This is a genomic window from Sphingobium subterraneum (assembly GCF_014199435.1).
GTDB classification, from domain to species: Bacteria; Pseudomonadota; Alphaproteobacteria; order Sphingomonadales; family Sphingomonadaceae; genus Sphingobium; species Sphingobium subterraneum.
Window position 1 is genome coordinate 20,627 of the sequence record NZ_JACIJP010000010.1, and the last position, 11,331, is coordinate 31,957.

Sequence of the window (11,331 nt, forward strand, 5' to 3'; positions counted from 1 at the left end):
GATGCCCCAAGTCCCAAAAGGACCAGTCGCCGCCGAAGCGGCGCATTACTAGACCCCCTCACCGAGCCCTCAGCTGCGAAGGATAGTAGAACGGCTTGCTTGGCTTTGGAAGCACCGGAGTGCGAGCGCGGCGCTTGCGAAGGCGTTGCAGCTCTGCTCGGCCAAGCTTTGTGAGAGTGTGCGTGCTCTTCGTCCAGCGGGCGAGTTGGGTGAAAGCGAGGATTTCTCGCACCGTCGGGAGATGTAACCGTGTCTGCGCTGAAATCGCCGCCGCCGTCCGCGCTCCTCCATCGATCGCTGCCAGGACAAGCATCGTGTGGATCCATCGGCGCCCACGTGCGTCCGCGAGAAACCGTTGTGCATTCTGAACCCGAAGCATTTGCTCTGCCCGATCGGCGATTTCCTCGGCGTTCGTAGGCGGAAAGTCGGCGTTTGCTTCGACGGTGCTCCGACGTCGAAATAAGGGCCGCCAATTCTTTCGATCGCTGTGCAAGATCGGCGGAGCATTGTTCGGCACCCCGTGCTCAAACGCAATGAGAGCGCCAGAATGGCCATAACCAAGAGGTTGCGAATGCCCCGCTGGATAGGTTCGGCAAAGCTGATAAACCGCGTCGCGGACAGCCCCCCTGAACGCCCCTGCGATTGTTGGGCATCCGGCTACGGTTAAGACCGTCGGCCGTAATCCGCTCGACTGAACAACGCGGATACCCTCCTCGGTCCCGGAATAGGCCACGACGAAGAATTTGATCAGATGATAGGATCGCCAGCTTCGGAATGTTGCGATGGCCCGGAAGGCTTCCAGCATTTCCCAAACGCGATTTCCGGAACCGATGAAGTCCGCGACGATCACGATCGGTCCCACGTGGCGCTTACGGAGGAGATCCGGCCCCGGATGGTTGAGTGCTTTCGGCCCATGCAGTCGGCAATAGTTAGTGATCAGATTGGCGAGCAGGCCCTCGCTCCCGATTTCGGGCTTTTTGGGGTCGAATGGGACCGGGTTTGGTCCGTCGCCAGTGGCGCGGCCATGCGCCATACCTGCAAAGAGCGGCAAGACCTTATGGGCATCGTCCGTCTCCACTTCGCGTTCTACATAAAGAGCGGTGGGTCGCTCGACGCCATGTTCCAACATAACCTCGTCAAGGAGAGCGCTCAGACCGCGCTTGAATTCATCAGCACCGACGAGGAGTATCTCGTCAACCAACGCGCGGGCGGTATCGCGATCGGCTGCGGGAAGGGCGTCGAGCCACGCTTTGGCGAAGGGGCTATCAGATAGGTGAGACACGCGGCCTGCCGAACAAAGTGAGCGTCACAGCCGGGTTAAGAACTGATCTGTAGGGCTTTCCTTGAACAATGAAGCCGCTCTCCTCCAAAATCGGCCGCATCTGAGCCGTCTTAGTAGTGGCGTAGACCCCATCATATGAGGCTGCCTTGACGGCCGCGGCCACTAGCGTGCGCGCGTGTCCACGGCTGCGATGATTTGGGTCGACGACGATCCAGCCAAGCTCAAGCGGAAAGGCATCTGCCTGCTCTGGCACCGTAGCCTTTTCGAATTCGCCCCGACGGTGCGCCGCAAACGGCGTCTTGATCGCTGCGGTCCCGATGATTGACTCGCCTTCAATCAGCATCACGAGCACGGCTGCACGATCGACAAGCCCTGGTAGCGTAACAGCGTCGACCTCCCCCGCGCTGGCAACAAAAGCGACAAATGCTGATTTGTCCGCCGCCGAGAGGTGAGCAGGCTTCTCCACTAGGGCAATCATAGCCGCGTCATTTCCCTGGCGGCGCTATGAGCTTGGGCGGCTCCTTGTAGGCTTCAAGTTGCCACGGCCCCTCATAGTTCGCGCAAATACCGTTGTCGCGGGCAGGCATTCCCGCGACCACGGCGATCTGGCCAATACAGCGGCTCAAATGGCCCCGCAGGATCTCAAGCCCATCGAAATAGCCTTGGCGCACATCCGCTGGTCGATGGAAATCCTCGAAGCGCGGATGAGGCGGCGCGCTGTCCTCGCGCCGCAGCAATTCCTCGAAGGTCATGAATTGTCGGATGCCGGCCGCCATCGCATCGAGCAGCAGAAAAAGTGGTCCGTCTTGAAGATCGGCAAGCTCGATCTCTTTGTCGACGATGAACTGTCGGATTTCTTTGAGGGATGCGAGAGCCTTGTCGATGCAGTCGTCACAACATTCCCAGGCCGACAGCACACGACGGTCGCGAAGCCGCAGAACGATTTCCCGAGCGAGCCGCAGTTCCCGGTCTTGCGGACTTACAGCAATGCTTACGAACGGCAGGTTCAATGTGATGTCGCCTATCCGTCCGGCGACCTGTCGGCGCGCGCGCGCAACTAGATCATTGAGATCAAATTTGAATGGAATGTCGCCGCTTCTCATTGAGCGCATATAGGTGAGTCAGATTTCATCGGATAGAGTAATTGAAGCGGCAAACGCTGCGCAAATCGGCCCAGATCGGCGTTCGAGGAAATAACAGACGAGATTGTCGTTGCGGCCATCGAATTGCTGCCCCACTTGGCACGTAAGAAGCAGGTATCGCGCCGTCGAGCGTCCGATACCCTGTCCTCTTCGGCATCATACGCTCGCGGGACAAATGTCAGCATTCCGTCTTTTTGCGGTCTAGCTGCCAGTCTGCAACCGGCCCAGTTGCAGACGCTCCGAGAAGGTGAACGCAGGTCAGGTTTCGCTAAGCCGTTGGAGGGCGCGGCACGACCGAAATCTTGGCGATTGCTACCGCAACATTTAACCACCTTGGACCATCTGACCTCCTGAACCCGCGAGGGGAGGGGGGCTGAGGGGGTTGAGCCCAATCGCTCGACCCCTTCCGCTCTCAGGAGAGATCCATGTCCCAGATTCAGATGATTCCGCTTGCAAAACTGCGCCTGTCCGAGGCGAACGTGCGCAAGAACGACAGCAACCTGTTCATCCAGGAGCTTGCCGACAATATCGAGGCCAAGGGCCTGCTGCAGAACCTCATCGTCGCGCCCGCGAAAAAGAAGGGCGTGTTCGACGTAACTGCCGGGGGGCGGCGGTTGCGCGCCCTCAACTGTCTGCTCGATGCTGGCAAGATCGCCAAGGACCATGAGGTGGCGTGCCGGGTGCTCGACATTGACGCAGCTGAACAGTCCGAGCTCTCGCTGATCGAGAACATCATCCGCCTCGACATGACCCCGACCGATGAGATCCGGGCCTACAAGCACTTCATCAACGAAGGCAGCGATCTCGATGCCATCGCCAAGCGCTTTGGGCGCACCCGCCGCTTCATCGAAGGCCGCTTGCGGCTGGCCGACCTTGCTGATCCGATCTTCGCCGCGCTCGAGGAAGGCAAGATCACGCTCGACGTCGCCAAGGCCTATGCAACCAGCCCCAACCACGAACGCCAGATGCTGGTGTGGAATGAGCTGTCTAACGGATGGCAGTGTTGATTTCCGCTGAGAGTTGACCCGGGATTTTCATCGAGAAGTGACCCGGGTTGCAGATATGTCCCGCGACGCGGGTGGTGGGTCAAGCCGGTGATTTTTCCTTTCGTGTTTTGGGCGCTGCCGCGGTGCTGGCCTTGAACCGGAAGCTGTCGTTTCCGGTCTCCAGGATGTGGCAGTGGTGGGTAAGGCGATCGAGCAGCGCGGTGGTCATCTTGGCATCGCCGAACACACCAGCCCACTCGCTGAAGCTGAGGTTGGTGGTGATGATGACGCTGGTGCGCTCGTAGAGCTTGCTGAGCAGGTGGAACAGCAAGGCACCGCCTGACGAGCTGAACGGCAGGTAGCCGAGCTCATCGAGGATGACGAGGTCGAGGCGCAGCAGCCGTTCGGCCAGTTGGCCGGCCCTGTTCATGGTCTTCTCCTGCTCGAGCGCGTTGACCAGGTCGACGGTGGCGAAGAACCGGACTTTCTTGCGATGATGTTCGACCGCCTGGATGCCGAGCGCCGTGGCGATATGGGTCTTGCCGGTGCCCGGCCCGCCGATCAGCACGACGTTATGTGCGCCGTCGATGAACTCGCCGCGGTGCAGTTGGCGGACCATGGCTTCGCCCACCTCGCTGGAAGCGAAGTCGAAGCCGGCGAGGTCCTTGTAGGCAGGGAAGCGGGCCGCCTTGATCTGGTAGGCGATCGAGCGGACCTCGCGCTCGGCGACCTCGGCCTTGAGCAACTGCGACAGGATCGGCACCGCGGTATCGAAGGCTGGCGCTCCCTGCTCGACGAGGTCGCTGACGGCCTGGGCCATGCCGTACATCTTGAGGCCGCGCAGCATGACGACGACGGCGGCGCTGGCAGGATCATGACGCACGGGCGGTCTCCTTGCTGCGAAGCGCGTCGTAGCGCTCGACGTTGGCCCTGGGCTCGCGGCGCAGCTTCAGCGCCTGCGGGGCGTCGATCTTCGGCGGAGTGCCGGCCTTGCCGTCGGTCAGCCGGTGCAGGATGTTGAGGATGTGGGTCTTGGTCGGAACGCCGGCTTCGAGCGCTAGCTCGACGGCGCAGAGTACGGCCTGTTCGTCGTGCTGGAGGACGAGGGCGAGGATCTCGACCATCTCCCGGTCGCCGCCGGGGCGCTTGAGGAGATAGCCCTGCAGCTGCCGGAACGCATCGGGCATCTCGGCAAAGGGTGCACCATTGCGCAGCGCGCCAGGCTTACGCTGGATCACCGCCAGATAGTGTCGCCAGTCGTAGACCGTCCTTCCCGGCAGGTGATGCGATCGCTCGATGATCCGGTCATGCTCGCACAAGATATGGCCTTCGGCAGCGATGACGATCCGATCGGGATATACGCGCAGGCTGACAGGCCGGTTGGCGAAGGATGCCGGCACGCTGTAACGGTTGCGCTCGAAGTGCACGAGGCAGGTCGGCGAGACCCGCTTGGCGTGCTCGACGAAGCCATCGAAGGTCCTTCCCAGCGGCATCAGGCTCGCCACTTCGTCGGCCCAGGCATCGGCGATCGTGCCGGGCAGGACGCCATGCTGGATCTGGCCCCATTGCTCGACACAGCGCTGCTCGAGCCAGGCGTTGAGCGCGGCCAGATCGGGGAAGCTGGGCAACGGTTGCCACAGCCGGCGGCGGGCATCCTGGACGTTCTTCTCGACCTGTCCCTTCTCCCAACCGGCGGCCGGGTTGCAGAACTCCGGCTCGAACAGATAGTGGCTGGCCATCGCCGCGAACCGGGCGTTGACCTGCCGGACCTTGCCGGCGCCGATCCGGTCGACCGCGGTCTTCATGTTGTCAAAGATCCCGCGCCGAGGGACTCCGCCGAGGACCCGGAACGCCTGGGTCAGCGCATCGAACAGCATCTCGTGGGTCTGCAGCAGATAGGCCCTCACGATGTAAGCCCGGCTGTGCGACAGCTTGCTGTGTGCCACCTGCAGCTTGGTCCGCTCGCCGGCGATGATCGCCCAGTCCTCGCTCCAGTCGAACTGGAACGCTTCGCCAGGCTGGAACACCAGCGGCACGAAGGTACCGCGACCGCTGGTCTGGGCATCGCGCTGACGGTCGGCCTTCCAGCCTCGCACGAAGGCAGCCACGCGGTTGTAAGAGCCGTCATAGCCCAACACGACCAGATCGGCATGCATCTGCTTGGCCGTGCGCCGCTGCTTGCGCGACCTGCCCGTCTCGATCCGCAGCCAGGCCGACAGCTTCTCAGCGAACGGGTCCAGCTTGCTCGGCCGCTCGGGAACCTTGAACTTCGGCTCCACCGTGCCGGCGCGCAGGTACTTGCGGATAGTGTTGCGCGACAGTCCGGTACGTCGCTCAATCTCCCGGATCGGCATCCCTTCGCGGAAATGCCAGCGCCGGATTACGCTCAATAACGCCATGTCGATCACTCCTCGATCCCCCGACGCAAATGCCAGGGGGAAGCTCAGAACATGGGTCACTTCTCAGTGGAAACTTCACACCTTCCCGGGTCAGCTCTCAGCGGAAATCAACAGATGGCAGGGCAACCAGCCCGATGCGATCCGACGGATGATAACCAACAGCGCGATCCGTTCCAGCTCGCCGATTGCCCGGCTTGCCACCGAAGTCGATTACATGGCCGCAGGTGGCCGGATCGAACGCGACCTGTTCACCGAGGATTCGACTGAAACCTGGATCGACCCGGAGATCGCGCAGCGCATTGCTGGTGAGAAGCTCCAGGCCTTCGCCACCGAGGTTGCTGTCAGCAGCGGTTATGCCTGGGTCCGCCCGGTTCTGGAAACCCGCGTGCCCTACAGCGCCAGCGAGGAACTGCACCAGGTTCATCTCGAGCCTGAACCGCTCACCGACGATGAGCAGGACGAGGCCGACAAGCTGCTCGAGGCGATCTCGGCGCTCGAAGCGGAAGGCGAGGAGCTCGACTATGAGGACGAGGTTGCCGCTGCCGATTTCCAGAAACGCTGGGACGCAGCGACCGGCACCTACGATGCGCTCACCGACAAGCCTCGGCAAATCCCGGACGAGATCAGGCCCAATCTCGGCTGCTTCGTCGTCATCGCGCCCGACGGTACGCCAGTGGTCGATGGCGGCCTCTACAGTGACAAGCCGATGCAGCGGCGCAAGGCAGCGGCCCAGCCCGAGGGGGCTGGTGGTGCGGGCGAGACGGCACAGGACAACACGCCCAAACCGTTGTCGCAAAAGCTGGTCGAGGAACTCGCGGTCCAGCGCCGCGATATCCTAGCGATCAACCTCGCCTCCAACCCGGCGATCGCGCTGGATTTCATGATCTTCGCGATTGCCGATGGCGGGCGCGGATATGGCTCGCAGACGCACGGCACCACGATCCGCGCGCCGTCGGCCTCGAACGACTTCGGCAGCTAACCAGCTTCCCCGGCGCACACGCTGATGGCCGACGTGCGCGAGACGCTGGACACCAGCTGGACCGAGCATGATCGCACACAGGACCGCTTCGCCGCGTTCAGTGCGCTCGACGATGATGCCAAGGCTGGCTGGCTGGCCTACTGCGTCGCGCGTAGTCTCGAGGCCAGCATCGGCGCACCGCGCAAGTCCGGGCAGATGGGCCCCGACCAGAACGACCTGCACGACCACCTAGCGGGCCTGATGGGAATCAACCCGGCAAGCCACTGGCGGCCGACCGCGGCCAACTACTTCGACCGGGTAAGCAAGCAGACCCTGCTCGCGCACATCAATGAGGTTGGCGGCCCAACCATGGCAGCCAGCTTCATGGGCTCGAAGAAGGGCGACCTGTCGGCCTCCTGCGAGCGGCTGTTTGCCGGTGAGACAATTGTCGCGCCCGAGGACAAGGCAGCGGCGCTCGCCTGGGTCCCGGCGCATATGCGCTTCCGGGTGCTCGCTTCTCCGGACGCCGAAGCCGAAGGCGTTGCCGTCCCCGACGAGGAAGCTGCAATCGAAGGCCCGGCCGAGCCCATTGGCGAACCGATGCATGAGGACGACCTGTCGGGTGACACGGTCGATGAGCCCGAGCTGATCGACGCCTGATCATCCATCCTGACAGCAATGCCCGACCCTTCGGGCAACCGGGCCGCCGCGCAGACTGCCCCTCCGCGCGGCGGCTCCCAATTTCTCATAGGAAGGACATGGTCCATGCAATCGGCAACCACGCTGCGCGCCCGGGTCTCGCCCGAGGCGATCTCCAAAGTTACCCGGATCTTCAATGGCACGCTCGACGACATCTTCAATGAACTGCTGCAGAACGCGCGTCGCGCAGGCGCCAGCGCTGTCGCCATCACCACCGAGCATCTGGCCGATGCCTGCCTGATCACCGTCGCTGACGACGGGGCAGGGATTGCCGATCCGGCCAATCTTGTCTCGCTCGGCCAGTCGAACTGGTCCGACGAATGCCGCGCCCGCGAGGATCCGGCGGGCATGGGTTTCTTCAGCCTCGCCGGGCTCGACACTGTGGTGAGTTCATGCAGCGAAACCTCTGCGTTCACGCTGGCGATTTCGGGGGCGGCCTGGACCGGCGAGGCCGATATCGATGTTCTGCCGTGGGATGGCTTCCGTGGCACGCGGATCGCGTTTCACTTCCCTCCGCAGCCCGATGGCAAGCTCGAAAGGACCATCCAGTCGGTAGCGAAGCATTATCCGCTTCCCGTGATCCTCAACGGTGCAGAGCTGCCGCAGACCGACTTTCTCGCCGGTGCCGAAACGGTGATCGAACGCGAGGGTTACCGGATCGGCGTGTTCCGCAACGTCTATTCCGACCATATCGACACGATCAACTTCCACGGTCTGACGCTGCGGCACAAGCTGCCGGTCATCAAGGAAGTCCGCCACACGCAGTGGAGCGTAAAGGTCGATATCGTCGATGCGCCCGAACTCGTGCTGGTACTGCCTGCCCGCAAGGAGGTGTTCCGCAATACAGCCCTCGACCGCCTGATCGACCTGTGCCGCGAAGCGATCTTTGCGGTGATCCGTCAGCAGCCATTCCACCGGCTGTCGTTCGAAGACTGGACCCTGGCGCAATTCTGCGATCCTGAGTTCCCCGAAGCGGCACGCCAGCTTCCGCCCTGGGTCCAGGTCTGCGCCAGCGACAGCTCCTGCGAAGTGCCGGCCTTCACCGCGATCAGCAGCGATGCGGCGATCTATTCCGATGATGACGCCTGCAGTTCCGTCACCTTCGCGCGGCTGCTCGCTTGGTCGCGGGGCGAAGGCTCGGACCTCGAACTCCATTGCCTTGCGGAACCCCGCCCAATGGTCTTCTTCGCGGCGGTTCGGCAGTTCGCAGGCTACCCATGGTACGATACACTTCCCCATTACACCCGGACCGCCGAAGCCATGCTAGATGCGGACGGCACCGAGGCCCGGCCCGGGTCGGACCAGGCCGCGATACGGCCGGAGCGGATTGTCCTGACGTTCGCGGATCAGAATGACGCCGAGCTCCAACTCGAGACCGATTTCTGGATCGAGGAAGACGAGAGCTGCTGGTCCGATCCCGACAGCGCGCGGATCGTCCTGACGCGAAGATCCAATCTCGATCCGGGTGACCTCACCGAACTCATCATCGATGCCGTGTTCAGTCCTTCGGACGATTCCGATGCCGACAGCTATGACACCCAGGAGACCCGCTTCCGCCACGACGCAGCGGTGCGCGCGCACGAAATTCTCGAAGGCGCGGATGCGGCAACGCTCACCGGCATCCGCATGGCCTTTGGCGACCGCATTGCCTGGCGGATCCCGCACGGCCGAACGCTGCGGCTCAGTTGGTCGAGCGACAAGGTCAATCTCGAACTGTCCCCCTTCAAACCGGCGCGGGTCCAATGACCGCCGCGCACCGCCGCCAACAAGGACCACGGCCATGAACGTCCACTACCAACTAACTGGTTCGCTCGAGGTGCCCGACGGATCGCGGCTGAGCGATGCCGAGACCGCGATCATCCTGCCCGACGGCTCGGTGATCAAGCTCTGGGAAGCCTGGGAGCGTCATCTTCCCGCCGAGGACACATACAGCACGCTCACCCACGACGGGATGTGCGCGCTGGGCATTTTCGATGACACCTTAACCAGGGAATTCGATGAGCATTGATACCGGGATAAGGGGAGGGGGCTGGGCTGGAGTGACGGCTTGAAGGCGCGGGAGTGGTCCGCGCTGCCCGTCCCCGGAGAACCACCCCATGCGCCGGACCCAGCCATCGGCCCCGCGACCCGACGTCGCCCAGACCATCACCGACCTCATCCTCCAGAAGATCGAGCAGGGTACCGCGCCTTGGCTCAAGCCCTGGTCGTCGCGCAGTAGCAGGCCGCTTCGGCACAACGGCATCGCCTACACCGGCATCAACACGTTCTACCTTTGGGCGGTCGCCGAAACGATGGGCTTCGCCAGTCCTTACTGGATGACCTACCGCCAGGCAGCCGAACTTGGCGGCCAGGTCCGCAAGGGCGAGAGCGGCTCGTTCAGCGTGTTCTACAGCTCGGCGCGCAAGACCGACACCGATCGCCAGACCGGCGAAGCCACCGAGAAGACCATCCGGTTCATGAAGTGGAACCACGTCTTCAACGCGGACCAGATCGAGAGTCTCCCGGCGCACTACTATCCCGCGCCGCCCGATCCCGGGGCAATCGGCGAACTCTCGGTCAATGTTCGCGAATTCCTCGAGGCGATCCCGATCACGGTCGTCCATCGCGGCGACAGCGCCCATTACACGCCGAGCACCGATACAGTGACCCTGCCGGTTCCCGAGACGTTCACCTCGATCGAGGCTTACACCTCAGTCAGATTCCATGAACTCGGCCACAGCACCGGGCATAAGACCCGACTCGACCGGCATTTCGGCAAGCGCTTTGGCGACGATGCCTATGCCTTCGAAGAAATCGTGGTGTCGCTGGCACAGGCTACGCTCTGCGCCGAATACGGCCTGCCGAACGAGCTGCACGATAGCCATGCCTCCTACATCCATCACTGGATGAAGATCCTGCGCGCCGACAAGACCGCGATCCTTCATGCCGCGGCCAAGGCCGAGCAGGCGGTCAAATGGCTCCGCCAGTTCGACCCGGCGCTTGCCGAACCTGCACTCGCCGAACCGGCGCGCGAGGCGGCCTGAGCAATTCGCATCCTCGGACGCGGCAAGCCCGGGGCTGAGGGGAGGGGGGATGAGGGGATGCGCCAGCTTGCGTCAAGGAGCATGTCCCCCATGAACTACGATCTCGACTTCCGCTATCGCCGCGCCCTCCAGCCCGACGGTCTCGCCACGATTCCCACAGCGACCCAGGCAGTGGTCGACGCGATGCAGGACGCGCGCAATGCGGGCGTCGATCCGGCGCGTGATCCCGCGACCATCCTGCTTGCCCGCCACGTCGGCCGGCTCGCGCTTGGTCATCCGCCCGATGCAACCTTCGACGAGGACGCGCCTTTGCGCCGCCAGTGTCTCGCCCGGATCGACGCGCTCAAATCCAAACCCGCGCTGGTCGCGCTTGCGCGGCGCGGGGTCTCCTACGACCCGGAGGCCAAACGCGCCTTCCACCGCGAAGCGCGATCCGCGCTCCGAATCGCTGCGCGGCACATGGGGCTTGAACCCAATCAGTACGATCTACGCAGCAACATAGCCGGCCAGGCTATTTCCGGCGACATCGTGCTCCACGCCGAGGAGATCTACGTCCTGGTCTCGATCCCCTGCTTCGGCCCGGGGCGCGAGGTCATGTTCCGCCGCTGCCAGGGCCGCAGCGACTACTGCGGACTCGCCAACAACTTCTGCGACATCGCCGTGCTCGCCGATCCGGTCCGTTTCACCGCGCTGGTTGCCCGCGAATCCGGGCTCGCGATAGCGCGCCGTCAACTCGAACTCGTTTAGCAGGCTGCGGAAATAGTCTGCCTACGGTCCGACGCCTTGGCTGATTTTCGGGATGTTGATCGTTTGGGAGGCGATTTGGCGTCGTTTTTCGGGAC

General features: G+C 63.1%; 13 protein-coding genes. 8 read left to right on the forward strand and 5 right to left on the reverse strand.

Features of this window, described 5'->3' with window-relative positions; genetic code table 11:
• Positions 1-58 precede the first annotated feature (58 nt).
• Entirely contained in the window at positions 59-862 is an 804-nt protein-coding gene (locus tag FHS92_RS18775; RefSeq protein WP_425506266.1) for a phosphoribosyltransferase-like protein, read from the reverse strand.
• Positions 863-892: 30 nt separating this feature from the next.
• Here FHS92_RS18775 and FHS92_RS16840 point away from each other — a divergent pair, with 30 nt between their 5' ends.
• Complete coding sequence (locus FHS92_RS16840) at positions 893-1,273, forward strand: hypothetical protein (protein WP_184081850.1); 381 nt, start codon at positions 893-895, stop codon at positions 1,271-1,273.
• On the opposite strand, the gene FHS92_RS16845 is transcribed toward FHS92_RS16840, so the two are convergent.
• Positions 1,266-1,760 carry a GNAT family N-acetyltransferase gene (locus FHS92_RS16845; protein WP_184081851.1) on the reverse strand — a complete coding sequence of 165 codons (495 nt, stop codon included), beginning with the start codon at positions 1,758-1,760 and terminating at the stop codon, positions 1,266-1,268. The genes FHS92_RS16840 and FHS92_RS16845 overlap by 8 nt on opposite strands.
• 7 nt (positions 1,761-1,767) lie before the next feature.
• The gene (locus FHS92_RS16850) at positions 1,768-2,385 is read right to left on the reverse strand and encodes a hypothetical protein (protein ID WP_184081852.1); all 618 of its coding nucleotides are present in this window, start codon (positions 2,383-2,385) and stop codon (positions 1,768-1,770) included.
• Between the two features lie 464 nt (positions 2,386-2,849).
• Between FHS92_RS16850 and FHS92_RS16855 the strand changes: the two genes are divergently transcribed.
• Positions 2,850-3,431 (forward strand): ParB/RepB/Spo0J family partition protein, encoded by a 582-nt coding sequence (locus FHS92_RS16855; protein WP_246352082.1) that lies wholly within the window; start codon positions 2,850-2,852, stop codon positions 3,429-3,431.
• 79 nt (positions 3,432-3,510) lie between these two features.
• On the opposite strand, the gene istB is transcribed toward FHS92_RS16855, so the two are convergent.
• Positions 3,511-4,293, reverse strand: a complete 783-nt coding sequence (gene istB, locus FHS92_RS16860) for an IS21-like element helper ATPase IstB (RefSeq protein WP_184081853.1) — start codon at positions 4,291-4,293, stop codon at positions 3,511-3,513.
• On the reverse strand, positions 4,283-5,809 hold the full coding sequence (gene istA / locus FHS92_RS16865; protein ID WP_184081860.1) for an IS21 family transposase: 1,527 nt from the start codon (positions 5,807-5,809) through the stop codon (positions 4,283-4,285). The genes istB and istA overlap by 11 nt, the downstream gene beginning before the upstream one ends.
• Positions 5,810-5,957: 148 nt before the next feature.
• Here istA and FHS92_RS16870 point away from each other — a divergent pair, with 148 nt between their 5' ends.
• From FHS92_RS16870 to FHS92_RS16895, 6 genes are all read left to right on the forward strand, one after another.
• Positions 5,958-6,788 (forward strand): hypothetical protein, encoded by an 831-nt coding sequence (locus FHS92_RS16870; RefSeq protein WP_184081854.1) that lies wholly within the window; start codon positions 5,958-5,960, stop codon positions 6,786-6,788.
• 24 nt (positions 6,789-6,812) lie between these two features.
• A complete protein-coding gene (locus tag FHS92_RS16875) occupies positions 6,813-7,427 on the forward strand; it encodes a plasmid stabilization protein (protein WP_246352083.1) in 615 nt (204 codons plus the stop codon).
• A 105-nt stretch (positions 7,428-7,532) separates the two neighbouring features.
• Positions 7,533-9,212 carry an ATP-binding protein gene (locus FHS92_RS16880; protein ID WP_184081855.1) on the forward strand — a complete coding sequence of 560 codons (1,680 nt, stop codon included), beginning with the start codon at positions 7,533-7,535 and terminating at the stop codon, positions 9,210-9,212.
• Between the two features lie 34 nt (positions 9,213-9,246).
• Complete coding sequence (locus tag FHS92_RS16885) at positions 9,247-9,474, forward strand: hypothetical protein (RefSeq protein WP_184081856.1); 228 nt, start codon at positions 9,247-9,249, stop codon at positions 9,472-9,474.
• Positions 9,475-9,562: 88 nt separating this feature from the next.
• Complete coding sequence (locus FHS92_RS16890; protein ID WP_184081857.1) at positions 9,563-10,489, forward strand: ArdC family protein; 927 nt, start codon at positions 9,563-9,565, stop codon at positions 10,487-10,489.
• A gap of 90 nt (positions 10,490-10,579) precedes the next feature.
• Positions 10,580-11,236 carry a hypothetical protein gene (locus FHS92_RS16895; protein ID WP_184081858.1) on the forward strand — a complete coding sequence of 219 codons (657 nt, stop codon included), beginning with the start codon at positions 10,580-10,582 and terminating at the stop codon, positions 11,234-11,236.
• The last annotated feature ends 95 nt before the right edge of the window (positions 11,237-11,331 follow it).